This is a genomic window from Herbidospora mongoliensis, assembly GCF_001570545.1.
GTDB classification, from domain to species: Bacteria; Actinomycetota; Actinomycetes; order Streptosporangiales; family Streptosporangiaceae; genus Herbidospora; species Herbidospora mongoliensis.
The window spans coordinates 590,462-617,186 of record NZ_BBXD01000010.1; the positions used below are offsets into that span (position 1 = coordinate 590,462).

The 26,725-nt window shown below is 69.3% G+C and carries 26 protein-coding genes; 13 read left to right on the top strand and 13 right to left on the bottom strand.

Features of this window, described 5'->3' with window-relative positions; genetic code table 11:
* The 3 genes from AW272_RS11545 to AW272_RS44030 all read right to left on the bottom strand — a co-directional run bounded on the left by AW272_RS11545 (position 1) and on the right by AW272_RS44030 (position 2,106).
* Positions 1-378, bottom strand: a complete 378-nt coding sequence (locus tag AW272_RS11545) for a globin (RefSeq protein ID WP_066363581.1) — start codon at positions 376-378, stop codon at positions 1-3.
* 34 nt (positions 379-412) lie between these two features.
* On the bottom strand, positions 413-1,429 hold the full coding sequence (locus tag AW272_RS11550) for a mechanosensitive ion channel family protein (protein WP_066363584.1): 1,017 nt from the start codon (positions 1,427-1,429) through the stop codon (positions 413-415).
* 416 nt (positions 1,430-1,845) lie between these two features.
* Positions 1,846-2,106 carry a hypothetical protein gene (locus AW272_RS44030; protein ID WP_066363586.1) on the bottom strand — a complete coding sequence of 87 codons (261 nt, stop codon included), beginning with the start codon at positions 2,104-2,106 and terminating at the stop codon, positions 1,846-1,848.
* 315 nt (positions 2,107-2,421) lie between these two features.
* On the opposite strand from AW272_RS44030, the gene AW272_RS11560 reads away from it, so the two are divergent.
* From AW272_RS11560 to AW272_RS11575, 4 genes are all read left to right on the top strand, one after another.
* Entirely contained in the window at positions 2,422-4,008 is a 1,587-nt protein-coding gene (locus AW272_RS11560; protein WP_066363587.1) for an NsdA family TPR-like regulatory protein, read from the top strand.
* 56 nt (positions 4,009-4,064) lie between these two features.
* Complete coding sequence (locus tag AW272_RS11565) at positions 4,065-4,511, top strand: GNAT family N-acetyltransferase (RefSeq protein WP_245657427.1); 447 nt, start codon at positions 4,065-4,067, stop codon at positions 4,509-4,511.
* A gap of 256 nt (positions 4,512-4,767) precedes the next feature.
* On the top strand, positions 4,768-6,600 hold the full coding sequence (locus AW272_RS11570; protein ID WP_083958220.1) for a tetratricopeptide repeat protein: 1,833 nt from the start codon (positions 4,768-4,770) through the stop codon (positions 6,598-6,600).
* Positions 6,597-6,980, top strand: coding sequence for an MFS transporter (locus AW272_RS11575; protein WP_066363591.1), 384 nt, complete (start codon positions 6,597-6,599; stop codon positions 6,978-6,980). Before AW272_RS11570 ends, AW272_RS11575 begins: the two co-directional genes overlap by 4 nt.
* Before the next feature lie 80 nt (positions 6,981-7,060).
* Here AW272_RS11575 and AW272_RS11580 read toward each other — a convergent pair whose 3' ends face one another.
* Positions 7,061-7,498, bottom strand: a complete 438-nt coding sequence (locus AW272_RS11580; protein ID WP_083958221.1) for an NUDIX hydrolase — start codon at positions 7,496-7,498, stop codon at positions 7,061-7,063.
* A gap of 80 nt (positions 7,499-7,578) precedes the next feature.
* Here AW272_RS11580 and purU point away from each other — a divergent pair, with 80 nt between their 5' ends.
* Positions 7,579-8,427 carry a formyltetrahydrofolate deformylase gene (purU, locus tag AW272_RS11585; RefSeq protein ID WP_066363593.1) on the top strand — a complete coding sequence of 283 codons (849 nt, stop codon included), beginning with the start codon at positions 7,579-7,581 and terminating at the stop codon, positions 8,425-8,427.
* A 267-nt stretch (positions 8,428-8,694) separates the two neighbouring features.
* Here the strand turns inward: purU and AW272_RS11590 are convergent, their stop codons facing one another.
* Positions 8,695-10,761, bottom strand: coding sequence for a prolyl oligopeptidase family serine peptidase (locus AW272_RS11590; RefSeq protein ID WP_066363595.1), 2,067 nt, complete (start codon positions 10,759-10,761; stop codon positions 8,695-8,697).
* Between the two features lie 297 nt (positions 10,762-11,058).
* On the opposite strand from AW272_RS11590, the gene AW272_RS11595 reads away from it, so the two are divergent.
* From AW272_RS11595 to AW272_RS40490, 3 genes are read left to right on the top strand one after another with little or no spacing between them, the layout of a single operon-like run.
* Complete coding sequence (locus AW272_RS11595; RefSeq protein ID WP_066363596.1) at positions 11,059-11,568, top strand: HNH endonuclease; 510 nt, start codon at positions 11,059-11,061, stop codon at positions 11,566-11,568.
* Positions 11,569-11,578: 10 nt separating this feature from the next.
* Complete coding sequence (locus AW272_RS11600) at positions 11,579-12,394, top strand: GNAT family N-acetyltransferase (RefSeq protein ID WP_066363597.1); 816 nt, start codon at positions 11,579-11,581, stop codon at positions 12,392-12,394.
* Between the two features lie 18 nt (positions 12,395-12,412).
* On the top strand, positions 12,413-12,637 hold the full coding sequence (locus AW272_RS40490) for an FmdB family zinc ribbon protein (protein ID WP_083958194.1): 225 nt from the start codon (positions 12,413-12,415) through the stop codon (positions 12,635-12,637).
* 69 nt (positions 12,638-12,706) lie between these two features.
* Here the strand turns inward: AW272_RS40490 and AW272_RS11605 are convergent, their stop codons facing one another.
* The 4 genes from AW272_RS11605 to AW272_RS44940 all read right to left on the bottom strand — a co-directional run bounded on the left by AW272_RS11605 (position 12,707) and on the right by AW272_RS44940 (position 16,742).
* Positions 12,707-13,441 (bottom strand): serine hydrolase, encoded by a 735-nt coding sequence (locus AW272_RS11605; protein WP_066363599.1) that lies wholly within the window; start codon positions 13,439-13,441, stop codon positions 12,707-12,709.
* Positions 13,442-13,589: 148 nt separating this feature from the next.
* Positions 13,590-14,078, bottom strand: coding sequence for a helix-turn-helix transcriptional regulator (locus AW272_RS11610; RefSeq protein ID WP_066363600.1), 489 nt, complete (start codon positions 14,076-14,078; stop codon positions 13,590-13,592).
* A gap of 38 nt (positions 14,079-14,116) precedes the next feature.
* The gene (gene ilvD / locus AW272_RS11615; protein ID WP_066363601.1) at positions 14,117-15,961 is read right to left on the bottom strand and encodes a dihydroxy-acid dehydratase; all 1,845 of its coding nucleotides are present in this window, start codon (positions 15,959-15,961) and stop codon (positions 14,117-14,119) included.
* A gap of 166 nt (positions 15,962-16,127) precedes the next feature.
* Positions 16,128-16,742 (bottom strand): nuclease-related domain-containing protein, encoded by a 615-nt coding sequence (locus tag AW272_RS44940; RefSeq protein ID WP_245657428.1) that lies wholly within the window; start codon positions 16,740-16,742, stop codon positions 16,128-16,130.
* Positions 16,743-17,069: 327 nt separating this feature from the next.
* Here AW272_RS44940 and AW272_RS11625 point away from each other — a divergent pair, with 327 nt between their 5' ends.
* The gene (locus AW272_RS11625) at positions 17,070-18,467 is read left to right on the top strand and encodes an amidase (RefSeq protein WP_066363604.1); all 1,398 of its coding nucleotides are present in this window, start codon (positions 17,070-17,072) and stop codon (positions 18,465-18,467) included.
* A gap of 3 nt (positions 18,468-18,470) precedes the next feature.
* On the opposite strand, the gene AW272_RS11630 is transcribed toward AW272_RS11625, so the two are convergent.
* Together AW272_RS11630 and pepN are read right to left on the bottom strand one after the other, a co-directional pair.
* Entirely contained in the window at positions 18,471-19,439 is a 969-nt protein-coding gene (locus tag AW272_RS11630; protein ID WP_066363605.1) for a hypothetical protein, read from the bottom strand.
* 71 nt (positions 19,440-19,510) lie between these two features.
* Complete coding sequence (pepN, locus tag AW272_RS11635; protein WP_066363607.1) at positions 19,511-22,078, bottom strand: aminopeptidase N; 2,568 nt, start codon at positions 22,076-22,078, stop codon at positions 19,511-19,513.
* Positions 22,079-22,245: 167 nt separating this feature from the next.
* On the opposite strand from pepN, the gene AW272_RS11640 reads away from it, so the two are divergent.
* From AW272_RS11640 to AW272_RS11650, 3 genes are read left to right on the top strand one after another with little or no spacing between them, the layout of a single operon-like run.
* Positions 22,246-22,866: a mycothiol-dependent nitroreductase Rv2466c family protein gene (locus AW272_RS11640; protein WP_066363608.1), complete on the top strand. Its 621-nt coding sequence runs from the start codon at positions 22,246-22,248 to the stop codon at positions 22,864-22,866.
* A 46-nt stretch (positions 22,867-22,912) separates the two neighbouring features.
* Positions 22,913-24,316 carry an aldehyde dehydrogenase family protein gene (locus AW272_RS11645; RefSeq protein WP_157518479.1) on the top strand — a complete coding sequence of 468 codons (1,404 nt, stop codon included), beginning with the start codon at positions 22,913-22,915 and terminating at the stop codon, positions 24,314-24,316.
* A gap of 37 nt (positions 24,317-24,353) precedes the next feature.
* A complete protein-coding gene (locus AW272_RS11650; protein WP_066363611.1) occupies positions 24,354-25,559 on the top strand; it encodes a nucleotide sugar dehydrogenase in 1,206 nt (401 codons plus the stop codon).
* Here AW272_RS11650 and def read toward each other — a convergent pair.
* The gene (gene def, locus AW272_RS11655; protein ID WP_369408726.1) at positions 25,556-26,047 is read right to left on the bottom strand and encodes a peptide deformylase; all 492 of its coding nucleotides are present in this window, start codon (positions 26,045-26,047) and stop codon (positions 25,556-25,558) included. The two genes, AW272_RS11650 and def, sit on opposite strands and share 4 nt — an antisense overlap.
* Before the next feature lie 67 nt (positions 26,048-26,114).
* On the opposite strand from def, the gene AW272_RS11660 reads away from it, so the two are divergent.
* Positions 26,115-26,582: a ribose-5-phosphate isomerase gene (locus AW272_RS11660; protein WP_066363613.1), complete on the top strand. Its 468-nt coding sequence runs from the start codon at positions 26,115-26,117 to the stop codon at positions 26,580-26,582.
* Here the strand turns inward: AW272_RS11660 and AW272_RS41930 are convergent.
* On the bottom strand, positions 26,579-26,725 hold the full coding sequence (locus tag AW272_RS41930) for a hypothetical protein (protein WP_157518480.1): 147 nt from the start codon (positions 26,723-26,725) through the stop codon (positions 26,579-26,581). The two genes, AW272_RS11660 and AW272_RS41930, sit on opposite strands and share 4 nt — an antisense overlap.

Genomic DNA, 26,725 nt, shown 5'->3' on the forward strand with positions numbered 1-26,725 from the left:
TCATGCGTTTACCAGGCTTTGGGCGGCGTAAACCAAGTATTGCCACAGCTTGCTCTCCTGTTCGGCGGGGAGCCCGAGCTCGTTGACGGCGTCGCCCATGTGCTTCAGCCAGGCGTCGCGCTCGGCCTCGCCGATCACGAAGGGGGCGTGGCGCATCCGCAGCCGGGGGTGGCCGCGCTCCACGCTGTAGGTATTCGGGCCACCCCAATATTGCACCAGGAACATGCGCAGACGATCTTCGGCGCCCTCGAAGTCGTCTGCTGGGTAGAGGGGTTTGAGCAGCGGATCTTCGCGGACGCCCTCGTAGAATCGGTGAACCAGGCGGTTGAAGGTCTCCTCGCCGCCGACAAGATCGTAAAACGTCTGCTCGCTACTCACCGTCTCAGGTTAAAACAGCTCCCGAGTGCCGGTGTCACGCGATCGTCGCGATGGCCAGCCCGCGCTCGTCGAAGGCCCTCTTGATTCGGGTACGCAGCTCGCGCGCCACCTCGTGTTGTTTGCCCGGCGCGGTCTTGGCGACGACGCGGAAGACGATGGCCGTCCCGGAGATCTGCTCCATGCCGAAGACCTGGGGCTCCTCGACGATGATGATGTCGCGATAATCCTGGTGCTCCCACATCTCGGAGGTCACGCCGACCAGGAGTTCCCTGGTCTGGGCCACGTCGGAGTCGTAGGCGACGGGGACGTCCACGAGCGCGCGCGACCAGCCCTGGGACTCGTTGCCGACGCGGGTGATGGTGCCGTTGCGGACGTACCAGACCTTGCCGTCGGCGTCGCGGACCCGGGTGATGCGCAGGCTGACCGCCTCGACGGTGCCCGTGGCCACCGCGACGTCGATCACGTCGCCAACCCCGTATTGGTCTTCCATCAGCATGAACATGCCGGCGATGAAGTCCTTGACGAGCTCCTGGGCGCCGAACCCTATGGCGACGCCCAGGATTCCGACGCTGGTCAGCAGGGGCGCCAGGTCAAGGCCGAGCCGGGAGATGACCATCAGCAGGGCGGTGCCGAGAATCACTATTGACGTGACGTGCCGCAAGACCGACCCGAGGGTCTCGGAGCGCTGGCGGCGTCGTTCGGCGAGGATCGCGTCCAGGCCCTCCTGCGGGCCGCCGAACCGCGAGCGCAGCCTCTCCGGCATCGACACGGAGGAGGCGCGGTTGGAGACGCGCTTGATCAGGCGGTGCACGATGGCCCGCAGTATCAGTGCGACAACGAGGATCAGCACGACCGCGATGGTCGCGCTGAGCAGGCCTGCGATGATCTTGGCCCAATCGCCGTTCGATATGAGGCTGCTCATCAGGTTGCAGAGCCCGAAGTCGTCTGTACTGCACAGCGCACTCGCGGCCTCCTTGGCGTCGGGGATGAGACCCGGCGGCGTAGGAGACGGAGTGGGGGTAGGGATCGGGCTCGGGGAGAGCAGGAACACGGAGTGGATCCCCCTCGGATCGGTTCGGTCGGAATCGGGCAGGCCTGCACCCAATACTGCCGATCGAACCGGCTGCCGTCACATTCACGCCGGGGGACGTGAGCATCGTCTCGCCGGGCCGCGGAGGGCGGAGGGACAGGTGCTCGTGTGGCGGTCAGCTGGGCGGAGACGCGCACCCGGAAGCGTGTCTCATGCCTTTCTCCGAGAGGGGGATCCCCCCCAGCGCCACCCGTACCAGCGGATGGCGGACCGGGGAAAACCGTGGGAATTACCGTGTGAATTCGGAGCCGGCGGGCCGGCCACAACGTCCCCGAGGGAACGTTCCGCACCGGGCCGCCCGCCGGCTCCGTGAAGCCGCGGCGGTGGCGACGGGCCCCGGGTGACTGCGCTTCACCCGGCCCGTCGCCGTTTGCGATCTACTCGCCCACCGCGGCGAGAACGCGGGCGACTTTCGTGGCGGCCCCGGCCGGATCATCAACTCGATGCATCCGCTCCCCCCAAGACCACCAGTAGTCGGCCGACTTGCAGACGACGTTCTCAGTGAGACTCGTCGCCTTCGGGTTGATCACTCGCACGAAGGTCCGGCCCGATTGGGTGGTTACGACTCGTGCGAGGAGCCCCCGCGAGTCGAGCTCCGAAGCGAGTCGCTCCAGATGCCCGAAATCGTCCTCCCCCAACGTTCGTCCTTCCTCTCCCGCCACCCGAACCCTGCGTTCGGGGCTGGTTGGCCAAAGATGACTCACCGGGCCTGACGGGTCAACGAGGTGATAAGTGGCTGTTGGATGCGGTTAACACCAAGTGGGTTGAAGAATGTCGTCCGCCGGTGGACGATCCTCTATCAGCACGTTCTATTGCAGGTCCGGGCCACACCAAATCTGGTCCATTATTTCTCCTGGGCGTAGTGCAACCCCAAGGTTACGCTGTGTCAACGAATTGTGGACCGGTCGGGACATGTGGACGGCGCGTACGGCCGGCCACGGAGAGGGGCCGGTATGTCCGGCAGGCAGCACAAGGAAACGGAGACCGCCCGGCGGGTGCGGGCCAGAGGCCTGGCCAACGGGCGGAGTCTGCCGATCATCGCCGAAGAGATCTTCGAGGCGTGCTCGGTTCAATTCGGTACGTCCCGGATCAAATGCCACCGCCTCTCGTACGGCATCGCACTGGCCGACGTCATCGAACAGGTACGCGCTCTCTTCGAGCGAGACGGCAAGAACCCTCCGGGGATCGGGGAGACCCTCCTGTCGGCGTACGAGTCGGGGCTCAAGCGGCCCGGGCCCGAATACCTCCATTACCTGTGCACCGTCTACCGGGTTGAACCGGTCGCCCTCGGATACGAGGGTCCGTGCATCTGTGGCCACGGCCACCGGATGCCGGGCGTCGTACGCGGTGGCGACCCCCAAGAGGCAAGACCCGACGTTTCCCCGGTCCCGCGCGAACTGCTGCTCCAGACGGACGGCGGTGGCACCGCGCAGGGCGGGGGCGAGGAGGACGAGAACGTGCTACGGAGGACGCTGCTGCAGCTCCTCGCCGGTGGTGCCGGTGCCGGGGCGGTCGGGCTCGACGCCCGGGTGCTCGCGGCCACGGAGAACAACCGGCGCAAGATGGACGACGTCATGGTGTCGGCCACGGTTTCCCCGGCGATGCTCGACCAGTGGGAAGAGGCCACCATCGGCTTCGGCCGCCAATATATGAACACCCCGCCCTTACGCCTGCTCTGCGATGTGCAACTGGAGTTCGCCGCGGTCCGCAAGGCGCTGGAGCGGCGCCAGCCGGTCGACCTCCAGGAGCGGCTGTGCCGCATGGCCGCGCAGTTATCGGGCCTCACCGGCATGATCCTGATCGACCTGGGCGACCATCGGCTCGCCCGGACCTTCTTCCGCACCGGGCGCACCGCCGCCGACGAGACCGGCGACCGCGCGCTGCGGGCCTGGGTGACGGCCCGTGAATCCCTGGTGCCGCTCTACTACGGCGATCCGCGCGAGGCCCTGACCCTCGCGAAGAAGAGCCGCGATCTCGCGGGGCAGACCCCGTGCGCGGCCAAGACGATGGCCCCTGTCGTGGAGGCCCGCGCGCTGGCGATGCTGGCCGGTGCGACCGGCCAGAAGAAAGACGTCGTGGAGCAGGCCAAGCGGGCCCTGTCGCGGGCTCGGGCGGCCTTCGCCCAGATGGTGCCCTCGGAGCAGGAGGACGCCGCGTTCGGCTACACCGAGCGGCAGCTCTACTTCTACCAGGGCGACGTGCTCGTGAAGCTGGGCGAGACGCTGGAGGCCGACGTGGTGCTGGAACAGGCCCTGGGCCAATACGCCGGCGAGCCACTCGACCAGACCCTCATCCGCATCGATCTGGCCATGTGCCGGCTGCTGGAGGGCGACCCGGAAGAGGCGGCCAAGCAGGGACTCGACGCCCTGCACCGCATCGAGAACATTCACCGCACGGAATTGGTCATGGGCCGGGTGCATGACCTGATCAGAGCGATCACCACCAAGAACGGCGACAAGGTGGCGGGCCTCGCCGAGCTGAAGGACGAGGCCTTGAAGCGCGCGATGATCAACTTCGACGACCTCCCGGCGAACACGTGACGGCCCCTCTACGGGTCCGCCGATACCGATTCTCGGATCTCGACGAGGTATGGGCGTTGCACCAGGTCAGCCTGGCCCAGGTCGGGCTGACTCCCGGCGGCGGGGTCTACTACGACGACGACTTCCCCCGGATCAAGGAGATCTACCTGGAGGATCGGGGTGAGTTCCTGGTCGGCGAGGTGCCCAGCGGTCACATCGCCGCGATGGGCGGGCTGCGACGGGTCGACGACCAGGTGGCCGAGATGTGCCGCCTGCGGGTCCATCCCGACTTCCAGCGGCGCGGCTACGGCGCGTTGATCCTGGAGACCCTGGAAGACCGGGCCCGCGAACTCGGCTACTCGGTGCTGCGTGGTGACACCACCCTGCAGCAGGGGGCCGCGATGGCCCTCTATCGAAAGTATGGATGGCGCGAAGTGAGCAGGGAGGAAAAAGGCGTTTCGGTTGTGCTTTATGGGGAGAAAGTCCTGACTTCTGCCCGTTCTTCGCAATTCACCCCCAGATAGTCGGTCTCGACTATTGGCTAAACGCACATTCGTACTAATAATTGTGCGTTGTTGCCCAAAGTGGGGAACTCTTTGGCGGGGAAAGAGGCACGATGAAGAAGATCATTGTCCGGAAGCCCGGCACGGTCAAACTCACCGGGACCGCGAGCGTCATCCACAAGGGGTGAGGGCCCGGCCTCGGCAGATCTGGGTTCGGGGAGATCTCTCTCGTGACCGCTTGGCGGCGCTCCGCAGTCTGGGAGCGCCACCTCTGTTCATGGCCGCCGTCAACGCGCATCGGCGGCTACGCGGGCCGTACACGTTCGGCGGAGCCTTGCTCCGTGTGCTCGTGGCCGAGGCGATGGAGCGTTCCCCCGGTCTTGCCGACCGATTCGACATCGAGATCGACGCCGTCCTCCCGGGCCTGCGCGAGGCTGTCCCGGGGAGACGGCGTCCGATCGACGCGACGCTCCCCGACGACGAGCGCATCCTGGTCCCGGCGCCGCGCCGCACGTTACGCCTGGCCAACGGCATCGCCGAGCTGGCCTTGAAAGTCATGCCGGAAGGCGTCTCGCTGGTGGCCGACAACGTCCACGAGGCGGATCCGACCGACCTGGAGTTACTCCAGGTGCTGTCCCGGCGGCTGCCGGGCGTCACCGTGGTCATGTTCGAAGCCTCCTCGGCGGCCGAAGACGTGATCGCCTCCGACGGCACCACCGACCAGCCGGCGGCCTGGGCGGCCTACGAGGCGCTCGACCCGGCCGTCCGGAAGTGCCTCCATGACCGCCGCGCCGCAGAGCTCGGACCTGCGGAGATGCTCGGCGCACTGCCTTTTCACCTGGAGCGGGGGAGCGATCCGGCGGCCGCCGCCGAAGCGATCTGGGCCGCCGTCGACCGCTGCGTGGGCGAGGGCTTCCTGCACGCCGTCGTGGACCTCGGGCGCCGGGGCATGGCACTCTCCGAACCGGGTTCGCCCGCCTGGTGGCGGTTCGCGCAACGCACCGCCACCGCTCTGGGCGGCCTCGGCCGCCCCTCAGAAGCTTTGGTCGTGTACGACCAGGCGCGGCGCACCAGCCTCGACCCCGCCGTGCACGCGGCGTCGGCCTACGGCACCGCGATGCTCGACGCCCGCCACCCCGACCCCGCCCAGCGGGACCTGGGCCGGGCGACCGGCTGGATCAACGAGGCCATCGCGATCTCCACGATCCTGCCCGACCCGCACGAACGCGCCTTCAAGCTGGGCTTCGACCAGAACGGCAAGGCCCTCATCGAACTCCGCCGAGGCCACCTCGACGCCGCCCTCGACCTGGTCGAATCGGCCATCACTCTGGCCGGCGAGCTCCCCGACGACGCCCACCCGCTGCACCGCATGGTGCTGCTGGCCAACCGCGCCCAGCTCCTGGCCACGACGGGCCATCCGAAAGAGGCCCTGCACGACCTCGACCGCGCCATCGCGTACGACCCCGCCGTCCCCGACCACTACCTCGACCGGGGCAACCTTCGACTGCGCCTCGGCCAGACCGACGGCGCGCTGGCCGACTACGAGACGGCGATCGAGGTCAGCCCGCCCCTCCCGGAGGCCTACTACAACCGAGGCGAACTCCGCCTGGGCCAAGGCGACCTGGCGGGCGCCAGGGCCGATTTCGACCACGTGCTCGACCTCGACCCCGGCTTCCTGAACGCCTATGTCAACCGCGCCGGCATCCTGGAGATGCTCGACGACCACGAGGCCGCCCGCGGCGACGTGCGGGCGGGCCTGGCCCTCGACCCGCGCAACCCTCACCTGCACGCCGTGCTCGGCCAGCTCGAAACCGCCCAGGGCGACCACCCGGCCGCGATGGCCGCCTTCGACGTGGCCCTCGCCGGGGCCCCCGACCTGGCCTCGATCTGGGCCAACCGAGGCATCCTCCGGTACGAGACCGGCGACCCCGTCGGCGCGATAGCCGACCTCACGAGATCCCTGGAACTCGACGAGAACGCCGCCGTCTACTTCAACCGCGCCGTCGCCCACCGCGCCCTCGGCGAGGAGGAGGCGGCCCAGGAGGACCTGAGAAGGGCCCACGACCTCGACCCGGCCGACCCCGACATCCGGCACGCCCTCGGTCCGTGATCCGGGCCTACATCCTGTTCTGGACGGGATCGACGATCTCGTTCCTCGGCACCAGGGCGACCGCGATCGCCTACCCGCTGCTGGCCCTGGCCATCTTGGAGTCACCGGTCGCGGCCGGCCTGATCGCCTCGGTCGGCATGGTCCCCTACCTGGTGCTCTACCTGCCGGGAGGGGTGTACGTCGACCGCCGCGACGCCCGCTCGCTGATGCTCGGCGCCGAGACCGCCCGGCTGGCCACCGCGCTCGCCATGGTTGCCGTGGTGGCCACCGGCGAGCCGGGCTTCGCCGCACTGAGCCCGGCGGCGGCGATCTCGGTCCTGCTGGGCGGCACCCTGCTGATCGCGATCGCATCGGTGACCGCATCAGGAGTCCGACCGTGAGATGGCGGGTTGTGGGTCAGGAGTTCGACGACGTCTCGGTCGGCCACGAAACGCCGCGAGTCGCGTCGTTCCATCGCTTACTACGTCAGGCGTTCGATGACGTCGCGCAGATTCGGTGGCTCCACCCGTTCCGGCAACGCGTCGAGCGAGTCGGGCGTGTGCCAGGCGTGCCCCCGGTAGGTGCCCGTCTCCTCGGAGGTGAAGTCGACGCTGCCGACCTGCGGCGTTCCCGCGAACCTGGCCAGGAAGAAGGGCTCGGTCTTCACGTAGTGGACGCCCAGCCAGTGGAAATCGCGTTCCACCGGCACCCAGAGGTCTTCGACCGCCTCACCCGGCAGGCCGGTCTCCTCGGCCAGCTCGCGCCGGGCCGCCGCCAGCGGGGATTCACCGGGGTCGATGCCGCCACCTGGCGGTTCCCAGAAGATCTCGTCGCTGACGTGGTCGTGCCAGCGCAGTAAGAGCACCCGCCCGTCGCCGTCGAGGCAGACGACGCGGGCGGCCGGTCTGGTTTCAGCCACGGTGTCGTCCCCCATCCGCCGGGCTCGGGCCGGGTATCATTCTCCGTCTGAGTCACCCCTTCGACTGAAGGTTTCCGGAAATGACCGCCGAATACGTGCTGACGCTTTCGTGCCCTGACCGTCCCGGAGTAGTCGCCGCCGTCTCCGGGCTGCTGGCCCGCCACGGCTGCAACATCACCGAGAGCCAGCAGTTCGGAGACCCCGTCTCCGAGCGATTCTTCATGCGCGTGCAGTTCACCGCGACGGTCGCCGCCGACGGGCTGCGCGGCGACTTCGCCGCCCTCGCGCCCGACTTCGGCATGGAACTGCAGCTTTTCGACCGGGCGGTGCTGCCGAGGGTGCTGGTGCTGGTCTCCAAGTTCGACCACTGCCTCAACGACCTGCTCTATCGGGTCAGGTCGAAGTCGCTCGGCATCGAGATCGTCGCGGTCGCCTCGAACCACCCCGACCTGCGGCCGCTCACCCAGTCGCACGGAATCGACTACCACCACCTGCCGGTCACCCCGGCCACCAAGGAGCGCCAGGAGCAGGAGATCCTCACCCTGGTCGACCACTATCGGGCCGACCTGGTGGTGCTGGCGCGCTACATGCAGGTGCTGTCGACCGACCTGTGCGCCAAGCTGGCCGGCCGGGTGATCAACATCCACCACTCGTTCCTGCCGTCGTTCAAGGGCTCGCGCCCCTACCACCAGGCCGCCGAACGGGGCGTGAAGCTGATCGGCGCGACCGCCCACTATGTGACCGCCGACCTCGACGAGGGGCCGATCATCGAGCAGGAGGTCGCCCGGGTGAACCACACCCACTCACCCGAAGACCTCGTCGCCATCGGCAAGGACCTGGAAAGCCAGGCCCTCGCACGAGCCGTCAAGTGGCACGCCGACCACCGCATCCTGCTCGACGGCCACAAGACGGTCATCTTCCCCCGTTAGGCCGGAAGCGTTCGCGGCGAAGCCGTTCTAGGCGGTGTGATCCCCAGGCCTGCCGGCCTGAGGCGCTCCGCGAAAGCGGTGAGCCTGAGGTGGCCGGGCTCGCGGCGGGCCGTTTTGGGTGGTGCGATCCATCAGGCCACCGGCCAAGGGGACCCGCGATGACGAGCCCTATCGACTCCAGCCCATGAGGCCTCGCGGTGGACCGTTTCGGGCGGCATGGCTATCGGCCTGCCGGCCCGAAACGGCCCGCGAAGACGGTGAGCCTTGTCAGACCTTCAAACCGAGGTGGGTGGCGAAGAAGGCGAGCTGGTCGGCGGCGAGTTCGACGCTCTTGCTGACCGCGCGCGCCCCGTGGCCCGCCTCGGCCTCGTTGCGCAGCAGGATCGGCCGGTCGCCGCTCGTGGCGTGCTGGAGCGCCGCAGCGGTCTTCCAGGCGTGCAGCGGGTGGACGCGGGTGTCGCTGGCGAACACGGTGAACAGGGTCGCCGGGTAGTCGACGCCCTCCTTCACGTGGTGGTAGGGCGAGTAGGCCCACAGCCAGCCGAACTCCTCGGGGTCGTCGGCCGAGCCGTATTCGACGTTCCAGGTCGCGCCCAGGCCGAACTTCTCGTAACGGATCATGTCGAGCAGCGGCGCCGAGCAGACCACGGCCGCGAACAGGTCGGGACGACGGGTCAGCGCCGCACCCACCAGCAGACCGCCGTTGGAGCCCCCGGAGATGCCGAGCATCTCGGGCGTGGTGATCCCCTGGGCGATCAGGAACTCGGCCGCGGCCTCGAAGTCGCGGAAGGTGTTCTCCTTGTTGGCCAGCATGCCGTCGCGGTGCCACTCCTCGCCCTGCTCGCCACCCCCCCGGAGCTGGGCGATCGCGTAGACGCCGCCCGCCTCGACCCAGCTCAGCACGGACGCCGAGTAGCCGGGCGTCATCGAGATGCCGAAGCCGCCGTAGCCGTTGAGGATGGTCGGGCACGGCCCGTCGCGGTCGACCGGCGAGATCACCAGCAGGTGGACCTCGGCGCCGTCGCCCGACGGGTAGACCAGGTGTTCGGTCTTGACCGCCGGCACCTCGACCGAGCCGGGGGAGGCCGCCCACAGGGTGGTCTCGCCGGTCTTGGCGTCGAAGCGCTGAATGGTCGGCGGGGTGGTGTTGTCGGTGTAGCCGAACCAGGCCTCGTGGCCGCCCTCGGGGCGTTCGGCGATGCCGCCGATCGTGCCGATGCCGGGCGTGGGCACCGAGCCGATGCGCTCACCGGTGTCGAGCCGGTGGATGGTGATCTCGGAGATCGCGTGGCGGGTCCAGGCCGCCAGCATGATCGGCTCGTCGAGGTCGTCGAGGATGGCGTAGTCGCTCAGCACCGCCTCGGGGTCTTCGGGCAGCAGGTCACGCCACGACTCGTAGTCCGGCTCGGCCGGTGAGGTCACGCAGACCCGCGCGCGGGGCGCGTCGCGGTCGGTGAAGACATAGAGCCGCCCGTCGCGCCCGAAGTGGAGCCCGGTCTGCGCGTCGACCCCTTCCTGTACGGTCACCAGCGCGGGCGCCGCCACGTCGCCCCCGCGCAGGTCGGCCATCCACAGGTCGTTGCGCGGCGCGGTGCCCCGGGACGCCGAGATCGTCAGCCACGAGCCGTCACGGGAGACCGAGACGCCGTAGTAGTTGGTCTTCTCCAGCCCTTCGCCGAAGATCAGGACGTCGTCGTCGGGCGAGGCGCCGAGTGTGTGCAGGTAGACCCGCCGGTGGAACTGCTCCTCACCCTCGGGCACCAGCTCCGGGGCCAGGCGACGGACGTAGTAGAACCGCTCCCCGCCGGGCAGCCAGGCCACGGGGGAGTAGCGGCAGCGGTCGATCGGCCCCTCGACGATCTCGCCGCTCGTGATGTCCATGACGTAAAGCTTCGACTCCTCGTCGCCGCCCACGGAGATCTGGTAGGCCAGCAGACGGCCTTCCTTGTCGGGCTGCCAGGTGTCGAGAGTGGTCAGGCCGCTGGGGTCGAGCGCCATCGGGTCGAGTAGGGCCCGCTCGGCGCCGTCGCCCTCGATGACGTAGAGCACGGCGTGCTCCTGGTCGGGGGTGCGCCGCATGAAGAACCGCCGCGCGCCCCGCCAGGCCGGCACCCCGATCGAGCCCGACTTCAGCAGCTCGGCCACCCGCCCGCGGAACCGCCCGCGCCCGGCCATCTCGGCCTCGCCGAACAGCTTGGCCTGCGCGGACAGCCAGTCGGCGACCTCCGGGGCGGCCGGCTCCTCCAGCCACCGGTAGGGGTCGGGCACGGTGGTGCCGTGGAGCACGTCGGCCGCGTCGGCACGCCTGGCGGCGGGGTAGGAAGGTCGCGTCATGCCTGGCACTCTAAGGCAGCTCACCGACAGGCAGACACCGGGACGACAGCGCCATCGACACGCTTCGCCAGGGGAGTAAAAAGATGATCGCCGGGGCATAAAGAGCATCAGGCGTACCAGTTGCCCAGGTTATGGGGTGGCGGACTTGTCTTCACAAAGGACACACTTTGGTTGAGGACGGTGCCGTGGTGACCATCCGCTGGGCCGTCCGGCGGAGGTCCGTGTGAAAGAACGACCTGAGTCCCAACAGGTGGGGCCACAACTTCGGCGCACAGCCACGGCCGAGGGGGTCGGCTGATGCGCCAGGTACTCCTCCTCAATGCCACCTACGAGCCGCTGACGACTCTCTCGATGCACCGCGCGATCGTGCTCGTGCTCCGGGAGAAGGCGGACATCATTCATCGTGACGGCCGTGGTGGTGTGCTCCGATCCGCGACCCGGACCCTCGACATCCCGTCGGTGATCCGGCTTCGCCGCTACGTCCGCATTCCCTACCGGTCGAGAATCCCGCTCACGCGGGCGGCGCTGATGCGCCGCGACGACTTCCGCTGCGCCTATTGCGGGCAGCGGGCCGAGACGATCGACCATGTCATCCCCCGCTCCAAGGGCGGCCCGCACACGTGGGAGAACTGCGTGGCGTCCTGCATGCCCTGCAACCATCGCAAGGCCGACAAGCTCCTGGAGGAGATCGGCTGGCAGCTCCGGGTGCTCCCGGTGGTCCCGCACGGGCCCCACTGGAGGCTGATCGGCGCCCAGCTCGACGGGGACCCGCAATGGGCTCCCTACCTCGAGGAGTCGGCGGCCTAGGATCCGGTGCATGACCTGGGTTCTGAGCCACGATGTCACCGGTTTCCCCGGTGACGCCGAAGACTGGCTGCTCCGCGACCCCGTTCGCAACACGGTCCCACTGACCGTGCTGCGGGGGTTGCGGGGCGGCGTCTTCCGCGACGACAACCTCTGTGGCTGGTTCGTCGAAGACGACGAGATCGCCGGCGCGGTCCTGCACACCCCGCCCTACCCGCTCCTGCTGGGAGCGGTGCCCATCAGGGCCCTGGGGTCGCTGGCGCGCGAGCTGATCGCGATGGATCATGCGATCCCCGGCATCTCCGCCCCCCTTGAGGTGGCCGAGGCCTTCACCCGCCTCTGGTGGCGCCCGGAGACCCGCCGCCGCAGCGAACGCCTCTACCGTCTGACCACCCTGGCCCCGAACGGCGGTTCAGGATCCTCCCGTACGGCCACCGCCCCCGACCTCGACCATCTCGTCGGCTGGTTCCGCGCCTTCCAGCACGAGGCCCACGTCGACCGCGACACCGACCCGACCCCCGTGGTCTCGGCCCGGACCAACCGGGAGGAGCTCGTCTACTGGGAAGCCGGCGGCGCCCCCGTCTCGGTGGCCGGTTTCTCCCAGCCGATCGGCGGCATGTCGCGGATCGGCCCGGTCTACACGCCGCCGGAGCTCCGCGGCAAGGGTTACGGCTCGGCCGTCACCCACGCGGCGACGACCTCCGCCCTGGCGGCCGGCGCCTCCGAGGTCCTGCTCTTCACCGACCTGTCCAACCCGACCTCGAACTCGATCTACCAGAAGCTCGGCTACGTCCCCGTGGGCGACTACGCCTCTGTCTCCTTCGCCTGAGCCCCTTACTCTGGTGGCATGCCTCGATATGACTACCGCTGCCGCGCCTGCGGTTCGACCTTCGAACTCAACCGCCCCATGGCCGAGGCCAACGCCCCCGCGCCTTGCCCCGACGGCCACGGCGACACGGTGAAACTCCTGTCCACGGTCGCCGTCACCGGCACCGCCAGCGGCGGCTCGGCCCCCCGCCCGTCGAGCGGCGGCGGTGGTGGTGGCTGCTGCGGTGGGGGTTGCTGCGGCTGACCCGGGAGTGCGTCACCAGCCCTGAGGGGTAACCCCCGCTGGGCGCGTGGATGAGCGTGACTTTGGAGATCAGCGGCGTAGAGCCGTGATCACCAGTTTGGCCACCTCTTGCGTGGTTCTGATGCCGGTCTCCCTGTCGGGGTTGTGTTCTGTCAGGACGGCGATGAGCAGGTCGGACGACTCCGACGACAGGCGGCCGACGCTGTTGACCACCCATCTCCCGTCGTGGGCCTTCATCGGCATCCAGCCGTTCTTGATCGCGACCCGCTCCCCCGGCAGGGCGGCCGCGCTGATGCCCCAGGCCTGCGCAGGGTCCACCGAGGTCATCAGGGCGTGGGCGTAGGCGCGGTGCCCGGGTGTCAGTGGGCCGCCGGAAGAGATCAGCAGGTCGAGGAGCTTGAGCTGGTCGGCCGGGCAGCTGCGGGTGGTGCCCCAGGCGGTGGCCGGCCAGGTCTGGTCGACGCCCAGCGCGCGGAGCCACCGGGTGATGCCCTCCTTGCCGCCCAGCTCCACCGCCAGGGCCTGGGCCGCCGCGTTGTCGCTGTGGCGCATCATCGCCTCCGCGCGGACCCGCTCGGCCGGGGTCAGGTCGCGGGTCTGCGACTGGGCGTTGAGCAGCGTGGCCAGCAGGATGCCCACCTTGGCCACGCTGGCCAGCAGGAAGGTGCCCGGGGTCGGTTCCATCGTGAAGCGGATCCCGGTCAGGCGGTCGTGGACCGCCACCGCGCCCCGGCCGGGACGGGCCCGCAGGTAGGCGGCCACCTCACGGGTCAGCGTGAGGCGATCGGCGGGACCGAAAGCCATGGGCACCTCACGGGCCGGTCCGGTGCAGGGCGGGCGGGTGGTGGCCAGGCGTGCGGGCCTGACCTGCGTGCATGCCGCCGGTAGGGACCTCGGGTTCATGATCACAGACTCCGTCGAGGGCCCTGACCAGCGGTTTTACGACACGCGGTTATGCCGCAGTCTTACTCCGGCGCTGGAACGGCAGGAAACGTTCCGGTAAGTGGGGGCGAGCCGGGATGTCGGTGGACTCGACCGAGATGATGCGGTCGAAGCGGAAGGCGCGGATGCCCCGGCGCAGCCGGCACCAGCCCGCCAGATACCAGTGTTCGCGGTGGACGAGGCAGGTGACGGGTTCGACGTCGCGCACGCTCAGGTTCCCGGCGGCGTCGAGGTAGTGGATGCGGACGACCAGCCGGGACGTGATGGCCTGGGCGACCGCGCGGGCGCGGCGGGCGACGTCGGGAGACAGGGGAGTCGTCAGGGTGGACAGGGTCGTCGCGATCACGTCGTCGTCGAGTTCGATGTGGTCGAGGGCGTGGCGCAGACCCCGGCGCGCGGTCACGGACTGCGGACCGGCGCCGAGGTGGGCGAGCGAAAGCGCGAGCGCGGCGAGCTCGGCGGTCGTCAGGGACCCGGTGTGCCGAATGACAGTGGCCATAGTTAGATTTTAACTAAGCCCACTGACATTTTCTCGAACTAGTTCGCGAGCTGGGAGAGGTCTCGTGAGGCTCCCGTGCTGGCTGAGGTGGTCAGCGCGGCGTACGCCTGGAGGGCGGCGGTGATCGGGCGCTCGCGGTCGACCGGGCGGTAGCGGCCCAGTTCCGACAGCAGCTTCTCGCGCCGGGCGGCCAGGTCGGCCTCGGGCACCCGCAGCTCGATCGAACGGCCGGGGATGTCGATCTCGATCAGGTCGCCGTTCTGGACCAGGGCGATCGTGCCGCCTTCGGCCGCCTCGGGGGAGGCGTGGCCGATCGACAGGCCCGAGGTGCCGCCGGAGAAGCGGCCGTCGGTGACCAGCGCGCAGGCCTTGCCGAGCCCGCGTCCCTTGAGGAACGAGGTCGGGTAGAGCATCTCCTGCATGCCGGGGCCGCCCTTGGGGCCCTCGTAGCGGATGACGACGACGTCGCCCGCCTTGACCTTGTCGCCGAGGATGCCCTCGACGGCGGATTCCTGCGATTCGAACACCACGGCCGGGCCGGAGAACTTCCAGATCTCCTCGTCGACGCCCGCCGTCTTCACGACGCAGCCGTCGACGGCGATGTTGCCGTAGAGGACGGCCAGGCCGCCGTCTTTGGTGTAGGCGTGTTCGACGTCGCGGATGCAGCCCTCGGCGCGGTCGAGGTCGAGGGTCTCCCAGCGGGCGTTCTGGGAGTAGGGCTTCACGGTGCGGATGTTGCCGGGGGCGGCGTACCACAGGTCGGTGTTGACGGCCTGCGGCGACAGGACGTCCCACTCGTCGAGCATCTGGCCGAGGGTGCCGCCGTTGACCGTGACCGTCTCGCGGTGGATCAGACCGCCGCGGGAGAGCTCGGCCAGGATCGCGGGGATGCCGCCGGCCCGGTGGACGTCTTCGACGTGGTATTTGTTCGTGGCCGGGGCGACCTTGCACAGGCACGGCACCCGCAGCGAGATCTCGTTGATCTCCTTCAGGCCGAAGTCGACCCCGCCCTCGCGGGCCGCCGCCAGGATGTGGAGGATCGTGTTGGTCGAGCCGCCCATGGCTACGTCGAGGGCCATGGCGTTCTCGAACGCGTCTTTGGTGGCGATCGAGCGGGGCAGCACCGAGAAGTCGTCGTTCTCGTAGTGGCGGCGGGTGATCTCGACGATCGTCTTCCCGGCGTCCTTGTAGAGCTGCTCGCGGGCCTTGTGGGTGGCCAGGATCGTGCCGTTGCCGGGCAGGCCCAGGCCGATCGCCTCGACGAGGCAGTTCATCGAGTTGGCCGTGAACATGCCGCTGCAGGAGCCGCAGGTCGGGCAGGCCTCTTCTTCCATCGTCAGGAGGTCTTCGTCGGAGACGCTCTCGTCGGCGGCGGAGATCATCGGGTCGATCAGGTCGAGCTTGCGGATCTTCCCGTTCATCACGGCCTTGCCGGCCTCCATCGGGCCGCCCGAGACGAAGACGGTCGGGATGTTCAGCCTCATGGCCGCCAGCAGCATGCCGGGCGTGATCTTGTCGCAGTTGGAGACGCAGATCAGCGCGTCGGCGCAGTGGGCGTTGACCATGTATTCGACCGCGTCGGCGATCAGTTCGCGGGAGGGCAGCGAGTAGAGCATGCCGCCGTGGCCCATCGCGATGCCGTCGTCGACGGCGATGGTGCTGAACTCGCGGGGGATCGCGCCGGCCTCGCGGATGGCGCCGGCGACGACCTCGCCGACCTCGCGGAGGTGGACGTGGCCGGGCACGAACTGGGTGAAACTGTTGGCCACCGCGACGATGGGCTTGCCGAAGTCGCTTCCGGCTACACCGGTCGCCCGGAGCAGGGCCCGGGCACCGACCATGTTTCTGCCGTGAGTGACCGTTCGAGACCTGAGGGCGGGCATGGCCAGACTCCCATCAGAAGACCGTCACCGTGATGCGATCGCATCACGGGTCCATACATGGTAAGTCTGCCGCCCGACCGCTGAGACACGGGTCCCAGAACGTGAAACGGCCCGCGCCGTGATCCGGCGCGGGCCTGTTCGGACAGGGGATTAGAACGTTCCTCCGTCAGACCTCGCTGTAGCGCGACGGCAGGACGTTCTCGGCGGCCTTGAAGATCGAGTCGACCTCCGAGGTCGTGAGCGACTTCTCTCGCTTGGTGATCCACTTGCGGACCATGCTGCCGGAGAACACGTCGACCTCGCGGACGTTGAGGATCCGCCAGGGGATCGCCGGCCCGTAGATGGCCAGCGACGGGACCACCGTGATCTCGCGGCCGATCGCCTTGCTGATCAGGTCACCGGCCTGGGTGGCCTCCCAGCGTGCCTCGTCGAGGCGTGGCTTCTGGTTGAAGGGTCCGTGGAAGAGTTTGCGGTGGGACTGCACGCGGACGGGAAGACGCCGGTCCCACTTCTCGGAGTCGACGGCGTACACCCCCGTCGGGCCCACCACCAGGTGGTCGATCTGGGCGTCGCTGCCGGGAATCGACCGGGCGTGGAGCGTGCGGTAACCACCCCGTTCGAGTTTCTTCAGCTGGGCCTCGGTCCGCCTCTCGGCGACTGAAGGCCGCCGCCACGCCGGGACGGACGACGTCGTCCTGGCCCGGTAGACGGTCAGCCCGATCGCGGTCAGCACCAAGAACAGCAGACCCGTTCGGACGCTCCCGAACAACAGACCCGTCACGATCCCCACCGCGACGGAGATGGCTGCTCGGCGCGCCAGATCCTGGTATTTGGGTTGCTGCAAGGTGCTCCGCAGGGACGCGCGCTCAACAGGCGCGTAGGTCGACGCGGGCGTGTCGGGTCGCGTCGGGGGGCGCTCCTCACGATCGCTCACCCAGATCGGTGACGCTTCGTGACCCTCTTCGGGCGCTAGACGGCTATCCACATAACAGACCGTAGTTGAGGCGCCAAGCTGTTGCCTAGTGGAGCCTTGTTCATACTTTTGTGGCCAACATTTGTTGATTCGCCCATGCTGGTATAGGGCATCATCTCCAGATATCTTCCGGCAGTGGCCGGCATTCATGATCTCACCGCTCTCGAACTCGCCTCCGCGGTACGCGCCCGCGAGCTGTCGCCCGTCGAGATCGCGGAACACTTCCTCGCCCGGACCGACGAGGTCGGCGCGTTCGTCACCGTGACCGCCGAGATAGCCCTTGACCAGGCGCGACGCCTCGAAAACGAAGACCCGGGAGATCGGCCGCTGTTCGGCGTGCCGGTGCCGGTGAAGGACCTGAACTTCGTGAAGGGCGTGCCCGTCAGGTTCGGTTCCGCCACCTATCAGGACTTCATCGCGCCCGTGGACGACTCCATCGTCACCCGGCTGCGCGAGGCCGGGACCGTTTTGACCGGTAAGACCAATACGCCAGAGTTCGGTTTGCCCTGCTACACGGAACCAGCCTTCGGGCCACCGGCCCGCACCCCCTGGGACGTGACCAGGTCGGCGGGTGGGTCGAGTGGGGGAGCGGCGGCTGCCGTGGCCGCCGGGCTCGCGCCGGTCGCGCACGGGAGTGACGGAGCGGGGTCGATCCGCATCCCGGCCGCGGCCTGCGGCCTGTTCGGCATCAAGCCCAGTCGTGGACGGGTGTCGTTCGCCCCGATGATCCCCGATCTGGCGGGGCTGTCGGCCAACGGGCCGCTGGCCCGCAACGTCGCCGACGCGGCGGCGCTGCTCGACGTCCTGGCCCATCACCAGCCAGGAGACATGTACTGGGCGCCCGATCCCGGGACGTCCTTCTCCGCCCATGTCGGCAGAGACCCGGGGAAGCTCAGGATCGCGCGCTACTGCGACCCGGTGGTGGAGGGGGCGGAACTCCACACCGAAGTGATCGCGGCCTACGACCACGCGACGAAGCTCCTGGAACGACTCGGGCACGAGGTCGTCGACATCCCCAACCCCTACGGCGCCGACACCGTGGCGCTGTTCGAGCGCATGTGGTTCAGCTTCGCCTGCATGCACGTCGTCGCGCCCGACCGGGAGCACCTGCTGCGGCCCGTCACGGCGTGGCTGCGCGAACGCGGGTTCGCCACCTCGGCGCCCGACTTCCTCCGGGCCCAGTCGGCGATCCAGCTCGCCACCCGGTTCGCGCTGCTGGTCACCGACGAGTTCGATGCGGTGCTGACGCCCACGGTCACCGGGCCGACCCCGGAGATCGGCTGGTTCGAGGACGTCGAGGACCCCGCCGAGACCTTCGCCCGGATGAAGCGGTTCGCGCCGTTCGCGGCCGTCTACAACGTCAGCGGCCAGCCCTCGGTCAACCTGCCGATCCACTGGACGCCCGAAGGCCTGCCCATCGGGGTGATGCTGGGCGGCCGATGGGCCGGGGAAGGCACGTTGATCGCGCTCTCGGCCCAGGTCGAGGCGGCCGTGGGCGGCTTCTGGGGAGAACGCCGCCCACCCGGCTGGTGAGCCCTAGATAAGTAGGGACACGACGTGTTCCGACACGTCGGCCAGCAGCCCCGAGGGCCTCACGTCGGTGCCCGCGATGGCGGACACCAGGCTCGGCAGGCCCTCCAGCGGGAAGCCGTCGTTCGCGGTGACCTCGTGGCCGACCGCGTTCTTGTCGAGGACGGCCCTGCTCCGCCGCCAGGCCTCCAGCACCTCTTCGGGTGAGGGCACGCCGAAGCCGTGCCCGACCGGAGCGGCGTGGCGGAGCCGTACGAGAGGGGTGTCGGCGAAGGCCAGGGCGGTGCGGCAGCGGGTGGCCAGGGTGTCCTTGTCGGGGACCCAGTCCATGGCCGTACAGGGGGTGCGGCACTTGGCGACGCAGACGGCCATCGCGCCGGCGACCTGGCTGTGCTGGCGGTCGAAGTAGGCCCGCCAGCCTTCGGCCGGCTCCGACGCCACGCGGAGCGATCGCTGGGTGGCCGACTGCTCGGAGCGGGTGTGGTCGCACTCCTTCTCGCCGATGACGCCGAAGCGGCTGCCGGGCGCCTGAAGGCCCTCGGGCCAGCGGGCCGGGTCGCCCGAGTGGCCCAGCGCCTCTTCGAAGGCGAGGAGCGGCAGGTATTCGGACGTGATGTGCAGCGCGGCCATCATCGCGCTGAGCTCCCGTTGGTCCCACCGCACCTTGATCACCTCAAGGAGCAGGGAGTAGGCCGGGCGCAGCGAGTCGAGGGCGCCGCGGGGGCGTTCCTTCGGGGTCTGCGGCATGTGGCAGGCGCGGGCCCGGCGACGCAGGTCAGCGGGGATCACCGGGGCGTCGAGCTCGCTCGCGAAATCTTCGGCGTCGAGCGTCAGCAGACGCTGGCCGAACTCGCAGACGGCCGCCACCAGCGCCGCGCGTGCCTCGTCGGGCAGCACGGAGCTGGACAGGGCGCCGACGTCGCCGAAGGAATAACGGCGGGCCAGCGCGATGAGCAGGTCGTGGGCCGACTCCATCCATTCACTTTCTCACGGGGTACGGGGGAGGCCGGGCGCGGGCCCGGCCTCCCCAGAACCTACGTGACCGTTCAGCCGGATGCGGCGTCCTTGGCCCGAGCGCGCAGAGCGCGGGCGACGCCGTCGGCGCCTTCGAGCAGCAGCCGCTTCAGGCCGTGGGGCGGCTGGGCGGAGGTGATCAGCTCGTGGGTGGTGTCGGCGGTCTCCTGGCGGATCAGGTGGGTCGGGTAGCAGCCGATCGCGAAGTTCTGGGCCGTGTCGCTGGTCCAGCTCTTCCAGATCCCGTTGACCTCGGCGAAGAACGCCGGGCCGTAGGGCTCCAGCAGGTCGACCCGGCGCGGCTCGGCGAAGCCGAGGATGGTCGAGCGCAGCACCGCGCCGCTCAGCTCGCCGCCGACGATGCGGGCCCAGGCGCTGGCCTTGGCCTCCTCGGTCGGGATCGAGGCGCGGGCCTGCGCGGCCGAGCGCTCGCCCGTCGCGGTCGCGTCGCGGACCAGCTCGGCGTCGATGTCGGCCGCGTCGAGCACGCCGCCGACGACCAGGGCCCGGGTGAGGGTCCAGCGCAGGTCGGCGTCGACGGTCAGACCGGCCGGGGCCGACACACCGAGCAGGATGGCGTGCAGGAAGTCGAGGTCGGCCTTGGAGGTGGCCGTCTCGGCGAAGGCGTTGAGGTAGGCCAGCTGGTGGTCCGAGCCGCCCTCGGCGCCCTGGAACAGGCGGCGCAGCGTCGCGGCCAGGGTGGCCATGCCGGTGTCGCGCCATTCGGGGGCGGCGTACTGCTGGACGGCCTGGCGGGCCTGGCGCAGCACCGTCTGGAGGACGGTGAGGTCGCGGACCGAGTGGATGCCGCTGTCGACCAGGGTGACGTAGTCGCGGGTGGACATCTCACCGTCGCGGGTCATGTCCCAGGCGGCCGACCAGCACAGGGCGCGCGGCAGCGAGTCGGCGAACCTGACGATGCCGCCGTTGATCACGGTCGCCAGCGAGCGCTCGTCGAGGCGGACCTTGGCGTAGGTCAGGTCGTCGTCGTTGATCAGGACCAGGTCGGGCTGGACCTCGCCGACCAGCTCCGCCACGGCGGTGCGGGCGCCGACGATGTCGAGCTCGACCCGCTTGACCCGGGTCAGCACGCCGAGGACGTCGGAGTAGAGGCCGATAGCAACCCGGTGGGACCGCAGCGTTGGGTAGTCGGCCGGGGCCTCCTGGAGCACGTCGAACCGGGTGAACCGGCCCTCGGCGTCGACCTCGAAGGCGGGCCGCAGGGTGTTGACCCAGGAGGTCTCCAGCCACTCCTTCGACCAGGAGGACAGGTCACGGCCGGAGGTGCGCTCCAGGGCGCCCAGCAGGTCTTTGAGCTCGGTGTTGCCCCAGGCGTGCTCGTTGAAGTAGTCGCGGACGCCGGCCAGGAAGTTGTCGAGGCCGACGTAGGCCACCAGCTGCTTCAGGACGCTGGCGCCCTTGGCGTAGGTGATGCCGTCGAAGTTGACCTCGACGGCGTGCATGTCGGGGATGTCGGCGGCGATCGGGTGGGTCGAGGGGAGCTGGTCCTGGCGGTAGGCCCAGGCCTTCTCGACGTTGGCGAAGGTCGTCCAGGCGCCCTGGCCCCAGCGGGTGGCCTCGGCCTGGCACAGGACCGACATGTAGGTGGCGAACGACTCGTTCAGCCACAGGTCGTCCCACCAGCGCATGGTCACGAGGTCGCCGAACCACATGTGGGCCATCTCGTGGAGGATCGTCTCGGCGCGGCGCTCGATCAGGGCGTCGGTCACCCGGGACCGGAAGACGTAGTCCTCCAGGAAGGTGACGCAGCCCGCGTTCTCCATCGCGCCGGCGTTGAATTCGGGGACGAACAGCTGGTCGTACTTCCCGAAGGGGTAGCGCAGGCCGAAGACGCGGTGGAAGAAATCGAAGCCCTGCTTGGTTACCTCGAAAATGTTGTCCGCGTCGAGGTGCTCCGCCAGAGACTGGCGGACGTAGATGCCCAGGGGAATGCCGTCGTGCTCGTCGTGGACCGACGAGTATGGGCCCGCCACGAGTGCGGTGATGTACGTCGACATGACCGGCGTGGCCGGAAAGTGCCACCGCTTGGCGGCCTGGAGCGTGCCATGACGGCCCTCGTGGGCGTCCATGGAGATCGTGTCGTCGGGCGCCGAGTTGGAGATGACCGCCCAGTCGGCCGGGGCCAGCACCGTCAGCTCGAAGGTGGCCTTCAGGTCGGGCTGGTCGAAGCAGGCGTACATGCGGTGGGCGTCGGCGGTCTCGAACTGGCTGTGCAGGTAGACGCGCTTGTCGACCGGGTCGACGAACCGGTGGAGGCCCTCGCCGGTGCGCATGTAGCCGCAGTCGGCGTCGACGCGGAGCTCGTTCTGCTCCGACAGCCCGGTGAGCGGGAAGCGGCCCGCGTCGGCGTCGTAGGTGCTGACGCTGAGGCTGGCGCCGTTCAGGATCACCGAGCGCACGTTGGCGTTGTGCAGGTCGATGAAGGTGTCGGCACCCGGCTGGGCGCACGTGAAGTGGACCGTCGTGACGCTTTCGAACCGATCTTCGCCCTCGGTCAGGTCGAGCTCGACCGAATAAGACTGAACGGTCAGCAGCCGGGCGCGCTCCCGGGCCTCGTCACGGGTCAGATTGCCTGCCACATCCGCTCCTCACACACGGCCCGCCGCACCGTCGCGACCGGGATGACCGCATCCTGCCACGGCGACCGGACAAAGCCGCACTCAAATGTTTCCCTACCTGGAATAGGTAGATCCCTGACTCCAGTTGTCGATCGATGGAACCACATTCTTGTCGGGAGAGTGAACAAATGTCCGAACGCAAGATCGCAGATTTCTGGTTTGACCCCTTCTGTCCTTGGGCGTGGCTGACCTCGCGGTGGATGCTCGAAGTGGAGAAGGTGCGGCCGGTCACCATCCGCTGGCATCTCATGAGCCTCACCTTCCTGAATGAGGGACGCGATCTCCCGGCGGAATATCAGGCACGGACGAGCAAGGCAATCGGGCCGGTCCGCGTCGTCGCGGCCGCGCAGCGCAAGTACGGCGACGAGGTGGTCGGCGAGCTCTACACCCAGCTCGGCACCCGCTTCCACCCCGGTCAGCGCATCAAGGACCTCGGCGATCTCCAGGAAGTCGTCGCCGAGGCGCTCGTGGCGGCCGGGCTCGACCCCGCTCTGGCGGGCGAGATGGACTCCACGGAGTACGACGAGGAGATCCGCCGCTCCCACCACGCGGGAATGGACCAGGTCGGCATGGACGTCGGCACCCCCGTCGTCGCGGTCGAGGGCGTCGCCTTCTTCGGCCCCGTGATCAGTCCCGCCCCGAAGGGCGAGGCGGCGGGCCGGCTGTGGGACGGAGTGGTCCTGGTGGCGTCCACCGACGGGTTCTTCGAACTGAAGCGGACCCGCACCAGGGACCCCATCTTCGATTGACAGGTGGAACTCGCCATATGACACCGTTCACGCAAGGATGGGGCGCATGCGTCAGCTCTTCGTGAACGGTGCCTGGGTGCCCTCGGCGTCCGGCGAAGGCGTCGACGTCGTCAATCCGGCGACCGAGGAGGTCGTCGACCGGGTCCCGGCCGGATGCGCCGACGACGTGGCCGACGCGGTCGACGCCGCCCGGCACGCCTTCCCCCGGTGGGCGGCCACTCCGCCGGAGGAACGCGGCGCGCTGCTGTCCCGCGCGGCCGAGCTGATCGAGTCACGGGCCCGGAAGATCGCCGAGATCATCGCGACCGACATGGGCTCGCCCCTGGGTTTCGCGCTGCGCACGCAGACGCAGATGCCCGCCACGGTGCTCAAATCCTTCGCCGGCATGGCCGGGCGGCAGACCGAGACCACCCGGGTGGGCAACTCCCTGGTCGTCAGGGAGCCGGTGGGCGTGGTCGCCGCGATCACGCCCTGGAACTATCCGCTGCACCAGGCGATCTGCAAGGTCGGCGCCGCGCTGGCGGCCGGGTGCACGGTCGTGCTGAAGCCCAGCGAGGTGGCGCCGCTTGCGGCCTACGCGCTGGCGGAGGTGCTCGAAGAGGCGGGGCTGCCGCGGGGCGTCTTCAACTTGGTGAGCGGGCCCGGCCAGACCGTCGGTGAGGCACTGGCCGCCCATCACGACGTCGACATGGTCTCCTTCACCGGTTCGACCGCCGCCGGGCGCCGGGTCGCCGTGCTGGCGGGCGGCTCGGTGAAGCGGGTAGCGCTGGAGCTCGGCGGCAAGTCGGCCAACGTGATCCTGCCGGGCGCCGACCTGGAGACGGCGGTCAAGGTGGGGGTCGGGCAGGCCTACACCAACGCCGGGCAGACCTGTTCGGCGCTGACCCGCATGCTCGTCCAGTGGGACCAATACGACGAGGCCGTGCGGATGGCCGTCGCGTTCTCCCGCAAATACACCGTGGGCGACCCGTTCGCCGACGACACCCGCATCGGGCCCCTCGTGTCGAAGGTCCAGCGTGACCGGGTGATCCGCTACCTCAACGTCGGCCAGGAGGAGGGCGCCCGGCTCGTTGCCGGGGGCACCGAGCCCGTCCACGAGCGCGGCTACTACGTCGAGCCCGCCGTCTTCGCTGGCGTCGCGCCGGGCATGACGATCGAGCAGGAGGAGATCTTCGGCCCGGTGCTGTCGATCGTCCCCTACGGCACCGTCGACGAGGCCGTCTCGATCGCCAACGGCACCCCCTACGGCCTGTCGGGCGCCGTCTGGGCGAAAGACGAGGAGCAGGCCGTCAGCGTGGCCCGCAGGCTGCGCACCGGGCAGGTCGCGATCAACGGCGGCCGGTTCAACCCGCTGGCCCCGTTCGGCGGCTACGGGCAGTCGGGCGTCGGCCGGGAGCTGGGCGAGGCCGGGTTCGACGAGTTCCTCCAGGTCAAGTCTTTGCAGATGTGATCTTTCCGGCTTGACCCGGGCACAGATACACAAAGTCATGCACGTCTTGATCGTGGGACTGGGCTACGTCGGGCTGCCGACCGCGCTGGCCTTCCTCGAAGCGGGCTGCCGGGTCACCGGCTACGACGTCAGCGCCGCCCGGCTCGCCGCCATCCGCTCGGGCGAGGCCGACCTGTCGCCCCGCGACCACGCGCGGCTGCGCCGCCACCGGCTGGTGACCACCACCGATCCGGCCGCCATCGCCACCGCCGACGCCGTGGTGATCTGTGTGCCGACGCCGGTGGACGAGCGGCGCGTACCGAACCTGAAGGCGCTGAGAGCGGCCTGCGGCACGGTCGTCGCCCACGCGGTGCGCGGGCAGCTCGTGGTGCTGACCTCGACCACCTATGTCGGGTCCACCCGCGACCTCCTGATCGACCGGCTCGAAGGGGTCGACGTCGTGTTCAGCCCGGAACGCGTCGATCCGGGCCCCGGCGGGCGGCCGCTGGAACACGTGCCCAGGGTGCTCGGGCCGGCCTCGGCCAGGGCGGGCGACCGCGCCGAGGAACTGCTCAAGCGGGTGGCGCCGCAGGTGCACCGGGTCAGCTCGCCGGAGGCGGCCGAGCTGTGCAAGCTGCTGGAGAACTCGTTCCGGGCGGTCAACATCGCGCTGGCCAACGAGTTCGCCGACATCGCCCGCGAGGTCGGGGTCGACCCGGTCGAGGTGATCGAGGCGGCGGCCACCAAACCGTTCGGGTTCATGCGCTTCGACCCCGGGCCCGGCGTCGGCGGGCAGTGCGTGCCCTCCGATCCCTACTACCTGCTGTGGCGGCTGCGCCGGGCGGCGCCGACGGTGCTGACCGCCGCGATGGGGGCCATCGCGGCCCGGCCGCAGGCGGTGGTGCGGCGGGCGCTGGAGATGCTGGCGTCGGCCGGGCGGGACATCCGGGACGCGAAGGTGCTGATCGCCGGGGTGTCGTACAAGCCGGGGGTGGCCGACGCGCGGGAGACGCCCGCCGCGCCGATCATCGCCGAGCTGCGGCGGCTGGGCGCGCGGGTGGAGTTCACCGATCCGCTGGTGGTGGAGCTCTCGGTCGGGGAGGAGTTCCTCAAACGCGCACCGGATCCCCGGGCCGAGCCGTGGGACCTCGTCATCGTGCACACGCTGGGCGGTGACCTCGGGTGGCTGACGCCGGAGCAGGCGGTCCTGGACGCCACCTACCGGCTGGAGCGCCCCGAGCCCAGCCGCTGGGAGGTGCCTTAGGGGGTCTGCAGCATGATGCGGCGGGCCGCGTTCTTCGGCAGGCGGTCGACGTAGAGGGTGCCGTTGAGGTGGTCGAACTCGTGCTGGAAGCAGCGGGCCAGCATGCCGCGCGCCTTCATCTCCACCGGGCGGCCGAGACGGTCGAAGCCCCGCACCGTGACTCCGGACGCGCGCGGGGTGGTCGAGTAGAGCGGCTTGCCGGTCTCCTTGCTCGGGACGGACAGACACCCTTCTTCCTCGAGGATCTCGGCGTCGTCGTCGATGACGAGTTCGGGGTTGACCAGAGCGCCCTTGCGGTTGCTGATGTCGTACACGAAAAGGCGTTTCCCCACACCGATCTGGGGGCCCGCGAGACCGACGCCGTCGGCCAGGTACATCGTGGCGAACATCTCGTCGATCAGGCGGCGCAGGTCCTTGTCGAACTGGGTCACCGGCTCGGCCGGGGTGCGCAGCACGGGATCTCCGATATACCGGATCTCGCGCATCATGCCCTCCGCTGTAAGGGTTGACGGGGGTAACTGGCCGTTACTCTAGTGGACCTGAGAAGCTCTCCGTATGCGCGTCTACATCGGTTCTGACCACGCCGGCTACGACCTGAAGAACCACCTGGTCGGCTGGCTCAAAGAAAACGGCCACGACGTGGTCGACTGCGGTCCCTTCGTCTTCGACGCAGAAGACGACTATCCGCCCTTCGTGCTCCGTGCGGCCGCCGGGGTGGTGGCCGAGCCCGGTTCGCTGGGCGTGGTGATCGGCGGTTCTGGCAACGGCGAGGCCATCGCCGCCAACAAGGTCGAGGGCGTGCGCGCCGCGCTGGCGTGGAGCGACGAGACCGCCAGGCTCGGGCGGCAGCACAACGACGCCAACGTGATCAGCATCGGCGCCCGGATGCACTCCGAGGCCGACGCGACCCGTTTCGTCGAACTGTTCCTCGCCGAGCCCTACTCGGGCGCCGAGCGCCACACCCGGCGCATCGACATGCTGAGTGACTACGAGCAGAGCGGCGAACTGCCCCCGCTGCCCTAAGGCTTCTTGCGGATCTCCTTGCGGGGGGCCTCGTCACGCAGGGGCCGCCGGTCGGCGGCCTCCTGCTGTTCCTTCGACGGACGCGACACGTCGCGGGCGCGCATGGCGGTGATCGCCGTGATCGTCAAACTCGTCAGGGCCAT